This window comes from Psychrobacter sp. CAL346-MNA-CIBAN-0220 (genome assembly GCF_040309805.1).
Classification (GTDB): Bacteria; Pseudomonadota; Gammaproteobacteria; order Pseudomonadales; family Moraxellaceae; genus Psychrobacter.
Genome location: NZ_JBEOPF010000001.1, coordinates 1,189,588 through 1,213,024 on the forward strand (window position 1 = coordinate 1,189,588; position 23,437 = coordinate 1,213,024).

15 protein-coding genes and 1 pseudogene are annotated in these 23,437 nt (G+C 43.3%); 3 read left to right on the top strand and 13 right to left on the bottom strand.

From position 1 onward, the window contains the following. Positions 1–130: 130 nt before the first annotated feature. From moaA to AAEY88_RS04655, 8 genes are all read right to left on the bottom strand, one after another. On the bottom strand, positions 131–1,246 hold the full coding sequence (gene moaA / locus AAEY88_RS04620) for a GTP 3',8-cyclase MoaA (RefSeq protein ID WP_350559731.1): 1,116 nt from the start codon (positions 1,244–1,246) through the stop codon (positions 131–133). 200 nt (positions 1,247–1,446) lie between these two features. After that, positions 1,447–2,742: a gephyrin-like molybdotransferase Glp gene (gene glp / locus AAEY88_RS04625; protein ID WP_350559734.1), complete on the bottom strand. Its 1,296-nt coding sequence runs from the start codon at positions 2,740–2,742 to the stop codon at positions 1,447–1,449. Between the two features lie 98 nt (positions 2,743–2,840). After that, the gene (locus AAEY88_RS04630; protein WP_350559737.1) at positions 2,841–3,872 is read right to left on the bottom strand and encodes a peptidylprolyl isomerase; all 1,032 of its coding nucleotides are present in this window, start codon (positions 3,870–3,872) and stop codon (positions 2,841–2,843) included. Positions 3,873–3,996: 124 nt separating this feature from the next. Further along, positions 3,997–4,722, bottom strand: a complete 726-nt coding sequence (gene narI, locus AAEY88_RS04635; protein ID WP_350559740.1) for a respiratory nitrate reductase subunit gamma — start codon at positions 4,720–4,722, stop codon at positions 3,997–3,999. A 14-nt stretch (positions 4,723–4,736) separates the two neighbouring features. Then, positions 4,737–5,606, bottom strand: coding sequence for a nitrate reductase molybdenum cofactor assembly chaperone (narJ, locus tag AAEY88_RS04640; RefSeq protein ID WP_350559743.1), 870 nt, complete (start codon positions 5,604–5,606; stop codon positions 4,737–4,739). Position 5,607: 1 nt separating this feature from the next. Beyond that, positions 5,608–7,146: a nitrate reductase subunit beta gene (narH, locus tag AAEY88_RS04645; protein ID WP_321154477.1), complete on the bottom strand. Its 1,539-nt coding sequence runs from the start codon at positions 7,144–7,146 to the stop codon at positions 5,608–5,610. A gap of 35 nt (positions 7,147–7,181) precedes the next feature. Then, positions 7,182–10,940 carry a nitrate reductase subunit alpha gene (locus AAEY88_RS04650; protein ID WP_350559746.1) on the bottom strand — a complete coding sequence of 1,253 codons (3,759 nt, stop codon included), beginning with the start codon at positions 10,938–10,940 and terminating at the stop codon, positions 7,182–7,184. Between the two features lie 515 nt (positions 10,941–11,455). Further along, the gene (locus AAEY88_RS04655; protein ID WP_350559749.1) at positions 11,456–12,835 is read right to left on the bottom strand and encodes a NarK family nitrate/nitrite MFS transporter; all 1,380 of its coding nucleotides are present in this window, start codon (positions 12,833–12,835) and stop codon (positions 11,456–11,458) included. Positions 12,836–13,172: 337 nt separating this feature from the next. On the opposite strand from AAEY88_RS04655, the gene AAEY88_RS04660 reads away from it, so the two are divergent. Beyond that, positions 13,173–15,230, top strand: coding sequence for a histidine kinase (locus AAEY88_RS04660; protein ID WP_350559752.1), 2,058 nt, complete (start codon positions 13,173–13,175; stop codon positions 15,228–15,230). A gap of 92 nt (positions 15,231–15,322) precedes the next feature. Continuing rightward, positions 15,323–15,985: a two-component system response regulator NarL gene (gene narL / locus AAEY88_RS04665; RefSeq protein ID WP_350559755.1), complete on the top strand. Its 663-nt coding sequence runs from the start codon at positions 15,323–15,325 to the stop codon at positions 15,983–15,985. Positions 15,986–16,105: 120 nt separating this feature from the next. Here the strand turns inward: narL and AAEY88_RS04670 are convergent, their stop codons facing one another. After that, entirely contained in the window at positions 16,106–17,587 is a 1,482-nt protein-coding gene (locus AAEY88_RS04670) for an MFS transporter (protein ID WP_350559758.1), read from the bottom strand. A gap of 242 nt (positions 17,588–17,829) precedes the next feature. Here AAEY88_RS04670 and AAEY88_RS04675 point away from each other — a divergent pair, with 242 nt between their 5' ends. Further along, positions 17,830–18,072, top strand: coding sequence for a HupE/UreJ family protein (locus tag AAEY88_RS04675; protein WP_350560462.1), 243 nt, complete (start codon positions 17,830–17,832; stop codon positions 18,070–18,072). Positions 18,073–18,188: 116 nt separating this feature from the next. On the opposite strand, the pseudogene AAEY88_RS04680 reads toward AAEY88_RS04675, so the two are convergent. The 4 genes and pseudogenes from AAEY88_RS04680 to AAEY88_RS04695 form a co-directional block, all read right to left on the bottom strand. After that, a pseudogene (locus AAEY88_RS04680) lies at positions 18,189–18,762 on the bottom strand (DUF421 domain-containing protein). A 101-nt stretch (positions 18,763–18,863) separates the two neighbouring features. Continuing rightward, the gene (locus AAEY88_RS04685) at positions 18,864–19,526 is read right to left on the bottom strand and encodes a nucleotidyltransferase family protein (RefSeq protein WP_350559761.1); all 663 of its coding nucleotides are present in this window, start codon (positions 19,524–19,526) and stop codon (positions 18,864–18,866) included. Continuing rightward, positions 19,513–20,850 carry an XdhC family protein gene (locus AAEY88_RS04690; protein WP_350559764.1) on the bottom strand — a complete coding sequence of 446 codons (1,338 nt, stop codon included), beginning with the start codon at positions 20,848–20,850 and terminating at the stop codon, positions 19,513–19,515. The genes AAEY88_RS04685 and AAEY88_RS04690 overlap by 14 nt, the downstream gene beginning before the upstream one ends. A 104-nt stretch (positions 20,851–20,954) precedes the next feature. Beyond that, entirely contained in the window at positions 20,955–23,435 is a 2,481-nt protein-coding gene (locus AAEY88_RS04695) for a xanthine dehydrogenase family protein molybdopterin-binding subunit (protein ID WP_350559767.1), read from the bottom strand. Between the last annotated feature and the right edge of the window lie 2 nt (positions 23,436–23,437).

Sequence of the window (23,437 nt, forward strand, 5' to 3'; positions counted from 1 at the left end):
ATTTTTTAATGGTTATAGGTTTGCTATAAGTTATAAAAGTGCGATAAAAAGGTGTGCGATAAAATCTATTTTAAAACGATAAATATCTTACGAAACTAAAAAGAATGGTAAGCCAGCAGCCGTTTAATTATTAGCCACCAATCATAGATAAATTATTCATCATGCCGCTATTAGAATCATGCAAATGGTGATGCTCAGGCTTGATCGGCATAAAGCTGCGTAGCGTGGCCATCAGACCATCGACATCATTTTGACGTAGGTGCTCACGAATGTCGTAATTACCTTGGTCAAATAAGCACAAATGCACCTTACCTAAGCTACTGACCCGCAAACGGTTACAGTTATCACAAAAGTGGGCCGCATAAGGGGCAATCATCCCAATACGTCCAACATAATCCGGATGGCTGTATTCTATCGCTGGGCCGTCGGCGCTACCACGCTCGTTAGTCTGCCAGCCGTGCTCTAATAAATAATCAGTAATGGTATCAGCTTGTGCATGCTGGGCAAAAAACAAGTCGCTGTTGTCACTGGTCTGCATAAACTCGATAAAACGGTAGGTCACCCGACGATTCTTAACATAATCCATGGCATCTAACAGATTTTGAAAGGCGGTTTCTGCCATCAAGATACTGTTTATTTTTAGCTTAATATCCGTGGTTTCTAACAGCTGATCCATATCAGCCATTAACTGCGGTAACATATTAAAGCCGGTCATCTTATGAAAGGTAGCCGCATCAAAGCTATCCATACTGATATTAATCTGATTCAGCCCAGCGTCGTTCCAGCCAGCCAAATGTTTGCCGAGCTTATAACCATTGCTGGTCATTGCCACGGTCTCAATGCCAGGCGTCTGCTTTATGGTTCGGATAATGTCCACGACATCACGACGAATAGAAGGCTCGCCACCCGTGATTCTCACTTTTCTTGTTCCCACTTGGGCAAAGCCACGAATCAACGTCGCAATTTCAGACACGCTCAACTCGTCATCAGGACGCTTGCCCTGATAGCCATTAGGCAAACAGTATTCACAACGGAAGTTACAAAAATCAGTGATGGATAAGCGCAGGTAAGTTAGACGTCGCGAAAAACCGTCTGTTAGAGGTTGATGGTGACTGATAGAGGGGTCAGTAGGCATGGCTGCTACCGACGATGCTATGTGGTTATTCACATTAGTATCGAAATTAGCGGGTGTCGAGACAGGTGAATACAATTGAGCATTCCCTATTGTGGGGCTGTGATAAGTCATATGTCGTTACCATCAATAGTGCGTACGTTAGGCGTTGCCTCAGGTTATGAGTTGGTAAAGTTTTATTGAAAATTTATTATATCAAATTGATAACAGATAGCAATTAACCCTAAGTGCCTTAATATCTACCACTAAAGTAGTATACGTCAAGGCATTTAGGGTAAAATTAATAGGGTTAAATAAACAGCTAGATAGCTTTACTAAACATGTAGCCAAGGAAATGGTTGTACGTTCACGCTATTACCTGCTGTCACATTGCCACTATCTTCTGCTAAAACAATAAAACAGTTTGCACGGCTGAGCTGCTTTATTCTATGAGAGTCTTGTTTAGAGAAACACTCAACTTGATAGCTACCACATTCGACTTGTGACAATACGCCGCGTTGAAAATCAGTACGACCGACTGATTTTTTAATATCATTTATCAGAGTTGCCGTTACCGTTAGCTGCATTGGTTGCTCAGCTATAGAAGCACCAGATAATTGCCATAATGCCGGAATCACAAACTGCAGCGCACCCACTACCGTTGATAAAGGGTTCCCTGGTAAGCCAAAGTACAATACGGGCTTATCAGCTTTGGGTGTCAGCTCACCGAAAACGAAAGGTTTGCCAGGTTTCATTGCCACTTTATAATGATTGATTTGGCCTAATTGCTCAATGACTGTGGTCAAAAAGTCGTAATCGCCCACTGACACCCCAGCGGTGGAGATCAGTACATCACATTCTTTCATGGCCTTAGCGACCGCTTTGGTGGTTTTATCTAAATCGTCAGGAATGATGCCATAATCACGAACAACGATTGGTAACGGCTCTAACAAAACTTTTAGAGTGGGTGTATTAGAGTTATATATTTGCGCCAAACTTTTTAATTTACCACCAAGTGCTACCAGCTCATCACCGGTAGCCAAAACACCTACCGTCAGTGGCTTAAATACTTTTACTTTATCAACGCCTAAATTGGCGAGCAAGCTAATATCAGCAGGGTTTATACGTTTGCCTTGTTGTAAGACCAGCTCGTTGTATTGTATCTCTTCCCCTTGCTTGCGGATATTCGCATCTACGTCTGCCGCCTTTGATAAAATAATCTCGTAAGGTTGCGTTTTATCTAGGCTGTCTTTTATATAAGCAAAATTAGTATTTTCTTGCATAATAACGGTATCACAACTGTCCGGCACCACAGCACCAGTAAAGATACGGATACCTTGGCCTTTTTTGACAGCGCTCGTGTAAGGACTTCCTGCTTGCGACTCACCAATAATCTCAATAAGACTGCCTTTCGATAGCGTGCTACCGTGAGCCATAGCGTAGCCATCCATCGCCGATATATTCTGTCTCGGCACCGAAAATGGTGAAATAATATATTCAGCCAGTATGTGGTTACGGCTGTCTAATAGCGCGCAAGTTTGCGTCGCTCTTTTTTTTAGTGGCAAATCATTTTGATTATAAATAGCTATGCGTTGCTGGATTGCAGACCGCAACTGCTCTGTAGTAATCATAAGTGTACACTCGTTTTATTAATAATAAATATTCGATCCATTTATCAGTGATAAGTTTATTAGTGCTAGGGCATGTTTGCTAACATCATATACCTTTACTAGCCGCGATATACATTTTCTTGTGCCAGCACCATTTCAATCCCTTCTATCTGCGCCTCATCAGCTAAGGTAAATAAGTAATCACAAAGCGACTGATGAAAGGCCAGTTGACTCAGCTTATTGGCTATCGCAGCGCCTACTTGCTCATAACTCATTTGTATTCCGGGCTGTTTATTGAGCACCTCAACAATGTGAAAGCCATATCTGCTTTCGATAGGACTAGGGGCTATACCGGTCTCTAACTGAAATAACACGCTTTCAAACTCTGGTACGGTTTGACCTTTACTAATAATACCCAAATCGCCCCCTTGTTCTTTTGAAGGACAAGCCGAGTGCTGACGTGCTAATTCAATAAGTGCCGCAGTAGAATTGCTATCAGCCTTAATTTGCTCAATCATATCGTAAGCGGTCTTTTTGAGTTTCAGTCTTTCGTCACCATCTTCAGGCAAGCAAGCCAATAAGATATGGCGAGCAGTCATAATAGGATCAGTCTTAAAGTCACTTATATTTTGATCATAATAACGCTCGCAGGTTGCACTGTTCGGTATAGTGGCTTTTACGTTTTTATCAATCAAGCTAGAGATGGCTTTTTCTTCATCTGCTTCCCATGCCGATTCGCCTATACTGCTGTCACTTAAAACAGCAAGCCTTAACAATTCACGAACCACCAGCGCCTGAGTCGCTAAAAATACCGCATCCTCTTTAGTTTCTGCGGGATGGTATTGCATCTCTTGCGCAATATCAGTTCTTTCGATCATCACGCCGTTGACCAGTACAGAAGGCAGCTCATCACGGCTAGAGGCGATTAGGTTCTTATGGTTACTTCGCTCTTCTGCCATTGCTTTTTCGATGAACTCTTGATCAGAATGTGGCTTTTTAAGATCCGTTAAGGTTGGCATAAGATGAACAATATCATCTGTGTTTTGCATTTTCGCAGTGTCCATTGCCATATTATCCGCTACAGTAGAAGAATTAGCGGCATGAGTATCACAATTAACGTGGTCGGCGGGGTTATAGGTACTGACAGTCATAGTTGGTGCTCCGCTAAGAATTCGTATAATAGACATTTAGAAAATGCTGTGTTTAAAAAGATGGTATTTAAATACAACATTGAGATCATTAATTTAAGTCGGGCTAAATGTTACAAAAGACCTCTTATTGAGAGCTCTTTTGTCTAACAATCTGATAGCGACGACCGAGATACCAAACGGGTGCACTAACAATATGAATCAATCGGGTAAACGGAAAGATCATTATAAGAGTAATACCCAGAGCCATATGTAGCTGATAAATGATATCGGTTTGCTCAATACGTGCCGCTGCCTGTATAGGTCTTAAGATAGTGATATCTTGCGCCCAACCGGCTAAGTTCATCATCGTCAGTCCATCTAAATGTTGCACAGAGGTAAAAATAGACGCCAAACCCAAGTTAAGCTGAATAAATAACAGTACCAGTATGAGCTTGTCTGAGAACGACGAGGTATTGGAGATACGATCATCAGTGAAACGTCGCCACATGAGCATAACCAAGCCAATCCAGCAGAAGACCCCTGCGATACCGCCAACGACTACCGCTACCACTTGTTTGCGTCCCGCACTGATAAAGGATTCATAAAGAAAGTGCGGGGTTAACATACCGAATAGATGTCCCAGTAGTACGACGATAATACCAACATGGAATAGATTGCTGGCCCAGCGCATGTTTTTGGTTCTGAGCATCTGCGAAGACCCTGATTTCCATGAGTACTGAGACAAGTCAAAACGTACCCAGGTACCGACGATAGCGACGGTCAATGCAATGTAGGGATAAATACCAAAAGTGAATATTTGCAGCCAATTTAGATTGGCTAAAGTCTGTATACCAGGATCTGCAATATTCATATCTTCTCTCCTTGTTATTGTTTGACCGAGGGTTTTTGTTTAAAGTCCACCCAGTGCACAGGGGCATCAACAGCATTTTTTGTTTTGACAGGTCTAACGCCAGCTTTAGCGGCCAGATTATGGGTACTGGTCTCTGAAGGACAGCGCTCTTCCTGCTGGGCACCCAAGAAGTCGACCACTTCTTCTTCCCACTCTTTATCTAACGCTTCAAAGCTATCATCTCGCGTCTCTTTACTGATTTTTTCCTGAAAGTCGTCAACCATCTCAAGGGTTTTTCCGGCAATCTGTAATAGTGCATTAAAACACCCTTGATATAAGCTTTTTCGGTCACCGAGTCGGGCGGCCAGCAACGCAATAATATGACTGACATCGGCAATATCCATACGAATCTGAATGTCATCTTCAATAACAGTGGCTTGATAGGCCAAGAATTCTAGATATAAAGGCAGAAAGTCTGGTAACTCTTTAACACCAATCTCAAAGCCCGCCTCTTCATATTGACCCATCAGATCGACCATAGCTTGACCGCGGTCACGCGACTCGCCATGGACATGCTCAAATAACCATAACGACAACGAACGACCGCGCTCAAACAGGCCATCATAACGAGATTGCGCCTCAAGAGATCCGGTCTCAACTAAGTCGTCAATTAAGCTGATTATTTGGCCCCGTACTTGGGGGCTAATCAGAGTTGATTTTACAACGATCTGCTTACACTGAGCAAAAGCATCGCCTTCAAACAGCTCGTTACTCGGATAGTCTATGAGTAAGCTCAACACTTTTAATAGCTTTAATTCCGAATCACCAATTTTAGGTAGCGGGTTCAGATGACTGGCTGGATCTGGATTATAAGACTGAGCACTATAAGACTGAGAGGTTTGCATATTATGATTCCCACTTTTGGACAGTATCAATAAAGTCGCGACGGTTGGTTTTACGTTGGCCAAACATACTATTATCAGTAGAACCGGAACAACCGTCACCAAAGGTGAAGCCACAGCCCCCACGCTCAGCAAAAGCATCACTCAATGCTTCTTCTCGATGCGCGGTTGGGATGACAAAGCGGTCTTCATAGTTGGCAATCGCTAGATAACGATACATCTCTTCGACCTGAAGTTTGGTGAGACCCACATCGTCCAATATGCTTTGAACCTCTTGCTTTTCGACCAGCTGCATACGTTTGTAGCTACGCATAGCAAGCAGACGTTTTAGAGCCAGACGAACGGGCTCTTCATCACCAGCAGTCAGTAGATTGGCTAAATAACGCAGCGGTATACGTAGGCTGTCCACATCTGGAATGAGTCCATCCATGCCTACCTTGCCGGCTTCAGCAGCATTTTGAATAGGAGAAAGTGGCGGCACATACCAGACCATCGGCAAGGTACGATATTCAGGATGTAGCGGTAAAGCGAGCTTCCAATCTACGGCAAGTTTATATACCGGTGAGCGCTGCGCAGAATCGATAACGGATTGCGGTACGCCATCTTTTAATGCTTGTTCGATCACTAGCGGATCATTAGGATCTAAAAATAAATCCAATTGCGCCGGATAGATATCTTTTTCGTTTGGTGTACTAGCGGCCTCAGCAATTTTATCAGCGTCATATAACAGCACGCCTAAATAGCGGATACGACCGACACAGGTTTCTGAACAGACTGTCGGCAAACCAGCTTCAATACGCGGATAACAAAAGGTACATTTTTCAGACTTTCCTGACTTCCAGTTATAGTAAATCTTTTTATAAGGGCAGCCTGAGATACACATCCGCCAGCCGCGACATTTGTCTTGATCAATCAGGACAATACCGTCTTCTTCACGCTTGTAAATAGCGCCACTAGGGCACGCCGCCACACAGGTAGGGTTCAAACAATGCTCACAAAGACGCGGCAGATACATCATGAATGTATTCTCGTATTCTCCGTAAATATCCGCTTGGATATTATCGAAATTTTTGTCTTTGCGTCTTTTTTCAAACTCCGTGCCTAGAATCTCCTCCCAGTTAGGGCCCCATTCTATCTTTTGCATGCGCTTGCCAGAAATTAATGAGCGTGGGCGGGCAATAGGCTGGTGGTTACTAATAGGCGCGGTATGAAGATGCTGATAATCAAAATCAAACGGTTCGTAATAATCATCAATTTCTGGTAAATCGGGGTTGGCAAAGATATTAGCCAACACTCTAAACTTACCACCAATGCGTGGGTTAATAGTGCCGTTAGCGTTACGTATCCAACCGCCATTCCACTTGTTTTGATTTTCCCATTCTTTGGGATAACCAATACCAGGCTTGGACTCAACGTTATTAAACCACGCATATTCCATGCCTTCACGGCTGGTCCAAACGTTTTTACAGGTGACTGAGCAGGTGTGACAACCGATGCATTTATCAAGGTTAAGCACCATGCCGACTTGCGAACGAATTTTCATGGGTGTGCTCCGAGTATGGATAGAAAGAAGTCGCTTTAGCCGTCAATGCTGGTAGGCAATGGGCGCGGCAATGAATCATCTGGCTTGTCTTCTAACCAGTCAATTTTTGACATTTTACGGATAACAACAAACTCATCACGGTTACAACCTACCGTTCCATAATAGTTAAAGCCGTAAGATTGCTGCGCATAGCTACCAATCATATGGGTTGGCTTTAAGATAGTACGGGTCATTGAGTTGTGAATGCCGCCACGAGTACCAGTCTGCTCAGAACCAGGAATATTGACCAGTTTTTCTTGAGCGTGATACATCATGGTCATGCCTTCTTTGACCCGCTGACTGACGATGGCACGAGCGGTGAGCGCGCCGTTAGCATTGAACAGTTCAATCCAGTCGTTATCGACGATACCTGCTTTTGCCGCATCAACTTCTGACATCCAGACACAAGGGCCACCACGGCTTAAGGTCAACATCAATAAGTTGTCAGAATACGTACTATGGATACCCCACTTTTGATGCGGTGTTAAAAAGTTAAGGACAATTTCTTTATTACCATTGGGCTTAGCGTTTTTGACTATCTCAGTGGTTTTGGTATCAATCGGTGGACGATACTGCTGCATTTGCTCTCCAAATGCCTGCATCCAAGGATGATCTTGATAAAACTGCTGACGGCCGGTAAGCGTACGCCAAGGAATGAGCTCATGAACGTTGGTATAACCGGCGTTATAACTCACTTCATCAGACTCGATACCTGACCACGTTGGGCTTGAGATAATTTTTCGCGGTTGCGCCACAATGTCTTTAAAGCGAATTTTTGTATGCTCACTAGATTTGGCAAGATGCTCGTGTTCGCGACCGGTAAACTCAGATAATGCCTGCCAGCCCTTAACAGCGACATGACCGTTGGTTTCTGGAGCAAGCATTAAGATGGTTTCAGACGCATGGATTGCGGTACTGATACGCGGTCGACCTTCGGAAACACCAGGTTCAGTCACGCGGTAATTGAGATCGCCCAGTTGTTTAACTTCAGTTTTGACGTCCCAATTTAGACCTTTTGAGCCGTTACCTAGCTCTTCTAAAGCAGGACCAAGCGAGGTGAACTTAGCATAGGTACTTGGATAATCACGCTCAACGATTTTAATCATTGGGCAGTTTTTACCTGGAACGGGTTTTTCGCCAGCGGTTTTCCAGTCTGTGCCGCCAAATGGCTGAGCCAATTCGCCTGGGGTGTCGTGTTGCATCGGATAAGTAACGACGTCAGTCTCAACACCTAAATGGCCTTTAGAGATTTCAGAGAAGCTCTTAGCGATACCTTTATAGATTTCCCAATCGGTTTTAGATTCCCAAGCAGGGTCTGTTGCTGCGGTTAAAGGATGAATAAAAGGATGCATATCTGAGGTATTCATATCATCTTTTTCATACCAAGTCGCAGTCGGCAGGACGATATCGGAATACATACAAGTAGAAGACATGCGGAAGTCTAACGTGACCACCAAATCCAGCTTGCCAGTCGGGCCTTTTTCTACCCAATCGACTTCTTTTGGTTGTAACTCACCAGCAGCGTTTTCTTCGTTTAATAGACCGTTTTTGGTACCCAAGAAATACTTGAGCATATATTCATGCCCTTTACCTGATGAGCCCAAAAGGTTTGAGCGCCAGATAAACATATTACGAGGGAAGTTAACGGGGTTGTCCGGTGCTTCACAGGCAAAACGCATACTGCCATCTTCTAAAGAGTCCACCACATAATCCTCAATCTCCTTACCACTCGCTTTTGCTTGCTCAGCAATGATTAGCGGGTTGCGATCGAGTTGCGGGGCAGAAGGTAACCAGCCTGCACGTTCCGCCTGAATATTGTAATCCAGCATATGCTCAGGAAAGTCTGCTTTATTAGCATTAGGAGAGAGAATCTCATGCGCGGAGATGGTCTCATGACGCCACTGCGAACTATGGGCATAAAAGAAGCTAGTACCCGCCATTTGGCGTGGTGGACGATGCCAATCCAGCGCAAAGGCTAGTGGCAACCAACCAGTCTGTGGACGTAGTTTTTCTTGACCCACATAATGTGCCCAGCCGCCACCTGATTTGCCGATGCAACCACACAGCATTAGCATGTTAATAACGCCGCGATAGTTCATGTCGAGGTGATACCAGTGATTCATACCCGCACCGATGATAATCATCGATTTGCCTTTAGTCTTATGCGCATTTTCTGCAAACTCACGGCCCACTTGGATGACCCGCTCACGACTGAGACCCGTAATCACTTCCTGCCACGCAGGCGTTCCTGGGACACTAGCATCGTTATAATCATCGGTGACGTGATCGCCGCCAATCCCATTATCAACACCAAGATTGGCCACTGTTAAGTCAAATACGGTCGCTACTATAGCGGTGGTGCCATCAGCAAGGGTGACGGTTTTACAAGGAACGGTTTTTTGCTGTAACGCGTCGCCTGGTACGCATTCAAAATGTGGGTGTTTAACATGACCAAAGTAGTCAAAGGCGACTATGCTGGTTTCACCGCTGTCTTTTAGGGTTAATGTCAGGTCAATTTCCTCACCTGTCGTACCGTTCTTCTGCTCAATGTTCCATTTACCCTTTTCGCCCCAGCGATAACCAATAGAGCCTTGTGGAGAAACCAACTCGCAATCATTATTCAGGCCGATGGTTTTCCATTCTGGATTGTTTTCTTGACCTAAGTTATCAATCAAGTCAGAAGCACGAAGATAGCGACCAGGACGACGCGAGCCTTCTTCCCCTTCTAGCATGACCAAGATTGGCATATCGGTATAGCGCTTGGCGTAGTCTAGAAAATAAGCACTAGGCTGCTTGATGTAAAATTCTTTGATAATGACATGACAAAACGCTTGAGCGACCGCCGCATCCGTCCCTTGTTTAGGGTTCAGCCATAAATCAGTTAACTTGGATATCTCCGCATAATCGGGAGTTATAGACACTGTTTTGGTGCCTTTATAACGGACTTCAGTGAAAAAATGCGCATCGGGTGTACGCGTTTGCGGGACGTTTGATCCCCAAGCAATAATATAATCAGAGTTATACCAATCGGCTGATTCAGGTACATCCGTTTGCTCACCCCAAGTCATTGGAGACGCCGGTGGCAAATCACAGTACCAATCATAAAAAGATAAGTTAGCGCCACCAATCAAGGATAAATAACGGCTACCAGCAGCGTAGCTGACCATCGACATGGCAGGAATAGGAGAGAAACCGACGATACGGTCAGGGCCGTAAACTTTGGCAGTATAGACGTTACTTGCGGCAATAATTTCGTTGACCTCTGCCCAAGTTGAGCGGATAAAGCCCCCTAAACCGCGCTTAGATTTATACTGTTCCGCTTTGATTGGATCTTCGACGATACTTCCCCAAGCATCGACTGGGTCTGGAAACTCACCCTTGGCTTCACGCCATAATTTTAGTAAAGGCTTACGTACTTTAGGATATTTGACCCGGTTGGCAGAATACATATACCAGCTGTAGCTTGCGCCACGAGGACAGCCACGCGGTTCGTGGTTGGGTAAGTCTGGACGCGTTTCTGGATAGTCGGTTTGCTGAGTTTCCCACGTTACCAGTCCGTTTTTCACATAGATTTTCCATGAGCAAGAACCCGTACAGTTGACGCCATGGGTTGAGCGCACGACTTTGTCATACTGCCAACGGCTGCGATAAGCATTTTCCCACTCACGCGACTCATCACGTGTTTCGCCGTGTCCATCGGCAAACTCACCCTTTTTGCGTTTAAAAAAACGGAATTGGTCGAGTAAATGGCTCATTTCGCTATCCTCTATTATGTTGTTACTTATGGTGTATCTAGAATTGAACTTCGAGTAATTTAAGTAATTTCTCTAAGTTCATAAGCTATAAATACTATTTCGATATCGTCATTTTAAGTAAGCGCTAAAGGACTTACTATTATCTAACATGAGCACAACACTACTCCTTTAGTAGTAGCCATTATAAAAATACTGTCGTCAAAAACTAATCAATAAGAGAGAAAATGCTCGATAGAAAAACCAAATAAAACTGAATTAGCAAAAAAAATGCTACTTACCGAAGTAAGTAGCATTGTTAAAAAACCTTAATACTATATTCTAGTACTGATATGGTTTTAACACCTTTATACTTTTAACACCTATAATTGATTCACTTTGGAAAGCATACAGTGCTACTAGGATAAATTTTCGAAGCCTCTGGAGTGGCGCAGCCACACAGCAAGCGAGTAAAATTTGTACCAGTAGCACGTCATCATATCTGTAGCTATTTTATTATAAACTGACTATATATAAATCTAGCAAGGATATTCAGCGTTTTTGCGACTGTAATACCACCAAGTCAATACGATGCAAATGATATAAAAAATGATTAAAGTAATAAAGGTACCGAAGACTCCTAAGCCCGACCCAAACATTTTAGGTATAAAGAAGGCGCCATAAGCTGCGATAGCTGAAGTAAAGCCAACCACCGCTGCCGACTCTTTGCGAATTTCTACGAACAGCCTTTCTTGGCCAATTTTCTCTGGTTCGAGGCGCTCATGTAGCGTTCTAAAAATAACCGGAATCATAGTAAAGGTAGAACCATTACCAATGCCAGTGGTGATAAATAACACCATAAATGAGATAAAGTACCCGGCAAAGCTGCCTTTACTGCTCTCATTGGGTAAGAAATACATGACAGCCAACACGGCCAATACCATCACAATATAATTCCAAAAAGTAACTCTAGCGCCGCCTACTTTATCAGATATCCAACCGCCTAACGGACGAAACAACGCGCCTACCAAGGGACCTAAAAAGGCAAATTTCAGGGCATCTATGGCGGGGAATGAATTCTTAATCAACATAGGAAACGCAGCAGAAAAACCAATGAATGAACCAAAGGTTGCCATGTAAAGAATGCACATAATCCAATTGTGCTTACGCTTAAAGATAATGGATTGATCTTTAAAAGAAGCTTTGGAAGTTGCAATATCATTCATGCCAAACCAAGCCAGTACTGAGAATAAAAGGATAAATGGCACCCAAATAAAGCCCGCATTTTGCAGATAGAACTGTTGGCCCGAACCGGAAATCTGTGGATCGCCTCCTAAGCTCCCGAATGCGGCAAATAAGATAACCACTGGGACGACGAACTGCATGACAGACACGCCTAGATTACCAAGACCTGCATTAAGGCCAAGGGCGGTACCTTGTTCAGATTTTGGAAAAAAGAATGAGATGTTAGACATAGAAGAGGCAAAGTTGCCCCCACCGAAACCACAAAGTAGCGCAATGACTGCGAATATAATAAACGGGGTATCAGGGTTTTGAACCGCAAATCCCATCCATAATGCTGGAATTAATAGTGATGCAGTAGAGATCGCAGTCCAGCGCCGGCCACCAAAAATAGGCACCATAAAAGAATAAAAAATCCGCAGTGTCGCTCCTGATAAACCTGGCAAAGCAGCCAACCAAAATAGCTGCCCGCTATCAAAATCAAAACCAATCTCTGGGAGGCGAACAATGACCGCACTCCATACCATCCATACCGCAAAAGCCAGTAATAAAGCGGGTATAGATATCCATAAATTGCGACGGGCGACTTTTTTGCCGCTACTTTCCCAAAACTCCTCTATTTCAGGACGCCAGTCAGTGATGAGCTTACCACCTTTAAAATCGTCATTACTGCCCATACTGTTCCTCACTTAATATCGTCTATACAGTTAAGCCGTTATAAAAATAGGCAGTAGGAAGTAAGCGTTTAAAAGTGCTTGCAGATCTTAAACAGCGTACCACCCTTGCTTATTGGCTCTATTATTCACTTGATGCATTACCAACAAATGATAACTGACGGTACTTGTTTATCACTGTTATTAGTATTAATACATAGTGGTATACTGATGGCTTAAAGAGGTATAGTGAAGACAGATTCATCAATGACAAGTTGGTATTTAGGCTTATACGCTTAGATATTTCGAACTCAAAGTTGCTAAAAATTTATGTATTTTGATAGGTAAAAGCTTATTAATTATGAATAATCGTCTATTACGACATTCTTTACCCCTTCATGCTTGGGCCGCTATCTTTACCATTTCTATCTTATGCTTTGTATCGGCATTAGGTAGTGGCATGCTGGCTTGGGTGTCAGAAGCCGATGCGCAGGCCCTTAACACCGCGGGCTCCATACGGATGGCAACCTATCGTATCAGCTTTCAACTGGCGACTGATTTTGCTGAAGACAACCCTTTTAATTCGAACATTGGTCTTAAGAAAAACGACTTTGAAGGTAAGGACGAAAATAAGGTTGGAGAGCAAACTCAGTTAAGTCTTGTCAATAAAGGAGAGGCTGAGAAAATACTAATTCTCATTAAAGATATGGAAAATAGGCTTGCAAAATTACATGATTATCAATTGGCTAATGCTAATAACGATAAAATAATCAATAACCAACTTGAGCAAATAAACTCACAGTGGTTTCGCGATTTAAAGCCCGCTTTGTTACTACAGGACAAACAGAAATTTTATATCACCTCATCTCAGTATGTTAAAGATGTGGATAGCTTCGTCAGTAGGCTACAGCATAGAAATGAGCAGCGTCAGACGTGGCAGCAGATCCTACAAATTGTATCGTTACTGCTGACCATTATTATTATGCTTATCGGTATGCACAAACTGCGTCAAAATGTGCTAATACCTGTACAACAGCTTATTAAAGCCAATTATAAATTTAAGCAGGGCAAGCGCAATACGAGAGTATCTATATCAGGCTATAGCGAGTTCAATAAACTTGGCGATTCTTTTAATGATATGGCCAGCACCATTGAGACTCATCAACGCTCACTCGAAAGTGAAGTACAGATAAAAACTCAACATTTAGTGAAAGCCAACCAAGTACTATCGCTGTTTTATGATTTTTCTAAATCCCTAAGCACCAGTCAAGTGAGCTTATATAGACTTGATACCTTAATTACAGACTTTGGCAAGATTTTCCCTCATTTAGAGTTCGTTTTATGTATTCAGAATAAATTTATAAATAATAAAAACGCCATCATCTTACACGGTGAAAAAATGAAGGAACTGTGTAAAAAGCTAAACTGTGATAACTGCTTAACTAGAGAAGGGGTATATACCAAATCCTACCCTATCGCCCACCAAAAGGTTGAATTCGGCGAGTTGAAAGTCAGACCAAAGTCGGTCCTACTGATTAATAGTACGTTGTCGCCAGATGATAATAGTCATAATACAAAGCCTAGCGACACCCAAACCTCACAACGTATTCAGATGGCAAAAGAAGGCAGAACCTTTTTTAATTCTGAAATAGGTTCTGAGCTGGATGTTGAAAACAATGAGCTGATCGTCGCGCTCACCAATCTAATCAGTACGGCTCTGTCATTGCGTAAGCAACGACAGCAGGAGCACCAACTTATCTTGTTCGAAGAGAGATCCACTATCGCCAGAGAGTTACATGATTCTTTGGCTCAGTCATTGTCCTATCTGAAAATTCAAGTCAGTGTATTAGAGAGGCATCTTAAAAATGGCTGTAACGAGCAAGTTGAAGCGACCGTCCGGCAGCATATTGATCAAATAAAAGCAGGTCTTAGCTCCGCCTATCAACAGCTAAGAGATTTATTAATTACTTTTCGACTCACTATTGATAATGATAATTTTGATGAAGCATTACACGAAGCCGCCAATGAATTTGCCTTAAAGGGGCAGTTTGATATTTCGGTAAGCAATCGAATAATGACTTTAAATTTAAGTGCCACTGAACAAATCGATTTGATCCAAATTGCCAGAGAGGCGTTGTCGAATATTAGCAGGCATGCCCAAGCTAAAAATGTCGCCATTGATTTGGGTTATGATGATGAGGATAAATATATTGTGATGTCTATTGCCGACGACGGTGTTGGTATGTCAGGCACCGTAGATCAGACTCAGCATCATGGCTTAATGATTATGAAAGAGCGCGCCCACAACTTAGGTGGGGAATTGACCGTCTCTAACAATCAACCACAGGGCACTACAATAACCGCAAAGTTTGCGCCTAATTTCTTTGACGAAAGTACCATCGAAGACGCTTATCTATAATTTAGTAAAAATAGCCCGTAAAACTTATTAGCTTGTCTTTTCTTGAGATTTAAAACGCTTATTTTGTAGCATTTTTAATATGTGAGTATGTTATGAGTACCAAAGTTTATACCGCCGCTTCTCCCGCTCGGCTGTTATTAGTAGATGACCATCCTATGCTACGTCGAGGCGTCGCAGAATTATTGAGTCTTGAGAGCGATGTCAAAGTCGTTGGTGAAGCGAGTAATGGACAAGAGGCATTGGCGTTCTTAGCAGATAATGAGGTCGATTTGGTCATCCTAGACCATAAAATGCCTGTACTAACCGGTATGGAAACTTTAAAAGAAATCAAAGCGAGAAACATTAAGACCAAAACCGTATTATTTACGGTTTCTGATAGCGGTGAAGATGTGCAAGATGCTTTGAAGTTAGGCGTAGATGGCTACCTATTAAAAGATATGGAGCCCGAATTAATTATTATTGATATTAGAAAAATATTGCGCGGCGAGCTGGTTATCAGTCCAAACTTAGCGTCAATATTGGCACAAACCTTACGTACCCCCAGCATTGAAGATATTGCCGGCAATCTGACGGGTAGAGAGTTACAAGTGATTCAAATGATCGCTGAAGGGCTTAGTAATAAAATGATCGCCAATAAGCTCGATATTGCAGAATCCACGGTAAAAGTACATGTAAAGCATATCCTCAATAAAACTGGTCTGCGTACGCGGGTGGAAGCCGCTGTTTGGACAGTCAATCATTTATCCAAACAATAGCCGTCAAAATAACTTGTTGTCGAAACTGACAAACGAAAAGCCACCTAACTACAAATTAGGTGGCTTTTTATATTCGTCGGAAGAATAATTGCAGGAAAAACAGTCGTCGGAACAACAATACTAACCGTTATATTCTTTAGCAATCTGAATATCCACTGATGACATTTTATACTCATCACCAAAGCCGTCTTCAGGTTCTTTTAGCCAGAAGAAACAAAGTATCCAAGCAATAAAGGCACCTATAGCGATAATAAAAAAGAACTGATTGGGCTCAACTAAGGTAAATACAAACAAGTAGAATACCGCACCCACGTTGCCATAAGCCCCTGCTAAACCTGATATCTGACCAGTAAGACGGCGCTTAATTGAAGGAATAACCCCAAAAGTCGCCCCTTCTGCGCCTTGTACAAACACTGAGCATAAAATGGTAAACACCACCGCAATAAATAACGGCCATTCTGCATTTAATAAGCCCATTAGCCCAAATCCAATACCAATGCCGAACATATATATCAACATAACCAGACGGCGATTGCCTACTCGATCGGAGATATAGCCGCCAAGTGGCCTTGCCCATAAGTTAACAAAGGCAAAAGTTGAGGCAACGAGGCCTGCTACCGTAGGATCAAGTTTCCAGGTCGCTGCAAAGAACATCGGTAGCATAGACACTACCGCAAGCTCTGCCCCAAAGTTAGCAAAGTAAGTTACGTTTAGCGCAGCAACAGAGGTAAACGGATATTTATCATCTTCAGGAATCCCCGCCTTAATGATAGGGACGTTAACGCTAACGGCTTTATAAATTTGATATAGCACCATTAACCCGATAACGCCATAGCACACCCACGCGCCAGTCTCACTTAAAAATCCCATGCCTTGAGTACGATAGACCAGTAGCGATAAGACCCCATATAAAGGAATAATAAATAAACAATATAATAGTAGATCTGCCCAAGTAGACACCTCTAAGGCGCCAGCCGAACGTGCTTTTTTATGGGTATCGGCCGTTGGACCATCGGTAATCAGAAACCAGTACGCAACGCCATATGCCGCCATAAGTAAGCCAGACAAAGCAATGGCCCAGCGCCAACCATCATCGCCACCGAAGAACTGTAGCGCAACCGTCGGAATAGTAATCGCCGCTGCTGCTGAGCCAAAGTTCCCCCACCCTGCATAAAAACCCTCGGCAAAGCCAATATCTTTCGGCTTAAACCAAAGGGCAGTCATGTGGATACCAACGACAAAACCGGCACCGACGATAGACATAAATAATCGTGCAACGAACAGTTGCATGGCAGAAGTACCAAAGGCAAAAAACCAAGTCGGTATCGCCATGACCACCATTAATATAGAGAATACTCGTCTAGGTCCAAAACGATCTAATGCCATTCCCACGACTACTCGGCCAGGAATGGTCAAAGCAACGTTTGCAATTAGAAACAACTTAATATGATCTGGCGTCAAATAGCTTTCTGTCTGTAACATAGACGTGGCTAGCGGCGCCATGTTAAACCAAACATAGAAGGTAAGAAAAAAAGCGATCCACGTATAGTGAAGCGCTTTTATTTCTCGGCGTTCAAGCTCAAGTAGCTCTTTTGCATGCATAGTAAATAGCCCCTATCGTAAATTTCTACCGTTGTAATAGGGGCAATATACCAATAAGTAGTGAGGCTAACTATTGAGCGAAAGCAGTATAGATTCTACTTTCAATACTACTTAATAGGGATTAAAGAGTAGTATTAACGGAGGTAGTGCTCTGTAAAACCCATATAGACTTCTTAGAGCAGATGAATACCTATACAGGCTATTTCTTATTTAATTAATAAGTCGTTTAGTGGATCACTCTCATTCATGATTTTGGCTCTGCCAACGTGTTAGTGGACTTACCATTAGCAGCAAGCGAGCGTGCCCTAGCGCTATTAAGCTTTAACGTAGGAATAGAGCTGGGACAGCTGGTATTTATCGTCTTAGTATTTCCGATAGCGCTGTTGCTACGTCACACGCGTTTTTACAAATCAGTCATATTTTATGCAGGTTCTCTGATCAGTATTGTCATTGCCTTGTGGTGGTTTTTTGAGCGAATAATGTGATGACGCTTTAGAGCTCAAAATAAAAGTTCTTTAACAAAATATAGGGCGTGCTGATTGTGTTTATTAAGTGTTTTTGAATAGGTAGTCAATAAAAGATAAAGATCATCAAAATCTAGTTACTTAATAACCTCAACATTGATAGCTTTGGCCCAATCATTATATTTGCAGCGTATACAAGTCTGGTTTGGCTTAGAGATATTATCGACATAGCCGCAATGCATACAAGCATAGTAAGTTCCCGAATCTATCTGCTCGACTGCCTCATAAACATTCAATACCTTGTTGGTGCATTTCAGCAAAAAACTCATCGTGCGACATTTCTCCCTGTTCAATCTTATCGAGAATCAATTGGCCATTCTCTACAATATAAATCTGTCTTCCTTCTATAAAATCTTCAAAAGGCTGGTATTTCATCATAGTCCAAGTACACAGCCGATATAGAGCAATCACCATACTCATAATCAGTACTGCCTGAATCAGCGGTAAGTCCTCGGTGAACATCGGGGCACCCGCAATAGAACCCAGCGATAAAATAATCGTCAGCTCAAAAATTGATAGTTGACGAACACCACGATTGCCAGTAAAACGTAGAAATAAAATAATCATGCTAAACATCACGATCACGCGTATAACAATTTCGGCGGCAAATGTCCAAGTCGTGTCATGAATAAAGATACTGGCCCAATCCATGTGTTGTTTTCCTTTTTATAATTCCTAGGCATTAACCTATAGGATCGTCTTTAAATTGGATCAACTATGCCAGTTTTAGGTCTACGGTTTTTCAGCGCATATCAATCAAGCCAGCTTTGTTGTTGCGCGTGGGCGAGTTGATCAGGCGTATCAACATCATAACTGAGCTGATGATTTATGACGGTACTGATTTGATTGGGTGGCAATGCTCTAATTAAATGCCGCAGACCCTTATCTCCTATCAGCGCTGATTGCCATTGTTTGAGTAGCTCATAGCTAATTACTAAGGGTAAGCCAACAATATTTTCTTTATTCGACTCAGAAAGAAACTTCTCATTCAAATGTTGATAGCTGCTCGCAACCACAGGGGTCTTGCCTGCCAGCAAATTGATTAGATGGTGTTTGTCCAATAAGACTTGGTCGATCCCCATGATTAACACCCGATCAATTGATGGGCTATTAAGATGGGTTAGTGTTTCAATACCTAGAGATAGACTGTGCGCCATACCGGTTTCAGGTACCGGATTGACCACAGTATGAACCTTTGGTTCTTTAATAATTAATTCTGCTAGCGCGTTGACGATCACTGGATCATTGGCAGGAATAATAACGATGACGGTATAAGGTTGAGTGACCACTACCAGCTTAGTCATATAGCAAATCAGCGGTTCGCCATTTTTACTTAATAGTTGCTTGTATTGACCAAGACGCTGGCTGAGACCGCTCGCTAAAATAATAATGGCATGGTCTTTAGTTATGGGCATGGTCATTCGTATAGTTATCTGTATGCTTATGCGCGCTTAAAGAGTGCATCGATACTTGTGGATTATGTTTATTATCTAGCAGCATTACTGGTGGCGATTGACCGTGAATAACCGCACTCATTTGTGCCATGATACTTAGTGCCAAGGCTTCAGGTCCGTCACCGCCTAATTTATAGCCGATAGGATAATGTAAGCGGGAAATACCTTCCGTTAAAACAGCAGGATTTGTAGTTGCGGCGCTAATCTCTTTAATTAAGCGTTCAGTACGATAACGAGGTCCCAGTTGCCCAACATACTGACACTGAGACGAGCATTCGAGTAACACTTTAAGGCGAGCGCGGTCTTGAGACAAACTATGCGACATCACGGCAACGACAGCGTGTTGGCTAAGCTCAACTAACGTCTCGCTATCGTCTAACGACAAGCACATTACCGTATCTGCCTGAGGGAAACGCATGCGTGTCGCATACTGCGAGCGACTGTCTATGACCGTGACATGCCAATCTTGCAACTTCGCCATCGTCACAAGCGGCATCACATCAGTACCTGCCCCGCAAATGAGTAGCCTTACTTGAGGTTGCAGTCGTTGTACTAGCCATTCTGTTTGTACGGTTCTGTCTTTAATACTCTGTGCTGAGCCCTGCTCTACCTTACTTTTTATGACAACGTATTCGGCATTTTTTTTATTGAGTTTATGTTCTGATAATATTTTAGCCATAGCGATTAGCGTATCTGAAGCATAAGGTACCCTTTGACTTAAACCACTATTAGCATCAACTGCAGTCACTTGCCTTCTATTGGTATAAGCATCCAAATCCAATCGCATGCCAATTCGATGTTGACTGTCTTTATTCTTATAGTCATCGGATTTAATTAAAGTTGCCATCATTACTGGCTGTTGCGTGCGACGTACCTTACGCATTAAATTTAATAAGGAATTTGCTGTTGCTAGTCGCTCAAACAAGACATGCACGCGTCCGTTACACCCTAAACCAAAATTCAACTCGCTGGCTAAGTCGCTATTTTCTTCACCTTCACTGCCATCTTCAAAATCACCCTCTGTATCTGTCTGCTCATCGCCGGTTTGATAAACCTGAACCGTAGCGCCAAGACGGGTTAACCAGAACGCACGTTTGATGATATGTGGTTCAAGGCAGCCGCCACTAATCATCCCCACTGAACGTCCGTCAGCGCAAATAAGCATCATAGCGCCAGCCTGCCGATAAGCTGAGCCTTCAGTATGTACCACCGTTGCCAATACAGCATCGATGTTTTGTTGCGCAGCTTGTCTAGCAAGGTTAAGAATGTCAGAAACTTGATTCATAACGCGCCTCATAAACCTAAAAAATAGCTTAAAGAATAAGCTTAAAAAAACCCGTTTAAATAGCGGGTTTTTCTAAATTAGAAATAATTAATGTTAATAAAAAATCAATCGGGAAGTTGGTCGAGTAGCTTATCTAAAGTAATCGGAAAATCACGAACCCGAATACCGACCGCGTTGTAGATAGCGTTGGCTATGGCAGCGGCGGCACCTGAAATAGAGGTCTCGCCAATACCTTTAGTATGCATAGGATTGGTATAGGGGTCGTCTTCTTCTATCAAGATTACCTCTATTTGGGGTACATCCGCATTAACGGGAACGTGATACTCCGCCAAGTCATGATTACACAGGCGACCATCCTGCTTATCATGGATAATTTGTTCCATCAGGGCTGAACCAATGCCAAACACCATACCGCCGTAACACTGTGAGGTAGCCGTTTTGTGATTGAGAATACGCCCGGCAGCGAATGCGCCCGTCATGCGTTTAACTCGAATTTCACCGGTGACTCGGTGCACCGCTACTTCAGCGAACTGAGCACCGTAGGATGCCTGACGATAGTCTTTACCATTTTTGCCAGGTTTTATTTGTCCTTTAGCACTGAGCTTTTGCTCATCGTATTGGCCGATAATTTCTGCTAATGAATAGCTTTGGGCGTTGCTAAAGTCATATTCTTTTTGTTCAGAGCTTTCTTGCTGAGAGCCTTTTTCTTGAGAGCTTTCTTGCTCAGGCATAGACAGGCCTGTTCTCTCTGCTAATTTATCAACGAAGTTAGTGGTTTTATCTATAAGATCAGTGGCGACGTCTTTGCCAGCTTCCATTACCGCTTCTGTAGTCGTGACGTTGTGCTCACCTACTTTTTCAAGTTGACCTGCACGCAACTGGATAGTATCGGGATACAAACCAACCTTTTCCGCGAGTATCTCACGCAGCTGCTGACAAGCCAGATAAATACCACTACCTGCGCTTGAAGCACCAACGCTACCGCCAGAACCTGGAGATGGTGGCAGACTGGTATCACCAAGCTTCATCTCAATATGGTCGATAGGCAGACCTAATAAATCGGCGGTTACTTGGGTAAATACGGTATAAGATCCGGTTCCGATATCGGTCATGTCGGTCTCAATAACCGCTTTGACGCCAAGCTCTTTTGAGCTATCAACTTGTAGGGTTGCCCGCGCTTCAGAAGGTTGTAATTGGTTACCACGGGCAGCCGCTGCCATACCGATACCCATCCACCAGTCCCCTTCCAAACGACTGGCAGGGACAACATTGCGCTCCTTCCAACCGAACTGTTCAGCAGCTTCATCCATACAAGCGACTAAACTTCGAGTTGAAAAAGGAATGTCTTTACTCGGGTCTTGAGTTGGCTCATTACGGCGGCGTAGCTCAAGTGGATCCATGTCAAGCTTAATAGCTAACTCATCCATCGCACATTCGACTGCGATTTGCCCAACCGCTTCACCCGGCGCGCGCATGGAACCGGATAGTACTTGATTGGTATCGATCATCTGGTACTCGACCTGACGATTCTCACCGCGGTATAGGTAATGCGTAGACGCCGCAACAGGTTCGAAAAAGGTTTCACCTGGCAAATTACTGGAAATACTATTGTGAATAAAAGTATTAATCATACCGTCTTTATCACAACCAATACCTATGCGCTGACGGGTATTTGAGCGTCTTACGGTCGCTTCCATAACTTGCGGACGAGTCATGACAATTAATACTGGGCGACCTAATTCTTTGGCAGAGAGGGCTGCCGCGATTGATTCGGGAGCAATCCCAAGCTTACTACCGAAGCCACCACCGACATAACGGGCAATCAATTGCACTTTGTCGCTATCCAAACCTAAGGCATCAGCAATTTGCTGTTTAGACGATGCCAGCATTTGGTTAGAGGTATACATGATTAGCTTATCGTTTTCCCAGTGTGCTAGCGTTGCATGCGGCTCCATGGGTGAATTACTCTGACTGGGCGTATGATAGACATGGTCAAGTGAGACCTCAGAATCAATCAGCCCTTGCTCAGGGTCGCCTTGGGTTTGATTCTTATCAGAGCCTTTCGCTTCATCAACCGGATGAGCGTCAGACAGCGCCGCCTCAAAATCTATTACGGCATCTTTTGTCTCATCTGTATAAGTCACTTTGAGCGCTTTAGCGCCTTCAGTGGCAATCTCAAAAGTCTCCGCGATAACCGCTGCAATGGGTTGACCATGGTAAAAAACCTCAGTCACGCCTTGGGTAGGTGCTTTTTTTGCTCCGCCCTGTGCAGCATTACGTAGAAAATGCTTGGGGTCAGTGACAACCTTAATCACTCCTGGAATCTGCTCCACTGCACTGCTATCGATGTGCTTGATTTTTCCTTTGGCAATGGTCGCGCTGACTAAAACGCCGTAAACTTGATCCTCAAGATGAAACTCTGCCGAATACGTTGCTTGACCGCTGACTTTTAGTGAGCCATCTACACGATTGATAGGCTTACCAACCAATTGACTCGGGGTTTTGTCAAAAAGGGAATCAACGGGCTCATCCATGGTCATCTTTTTGGTAGGTTCTGATTTAACTCCTGAATTGAATAGTGCCATGA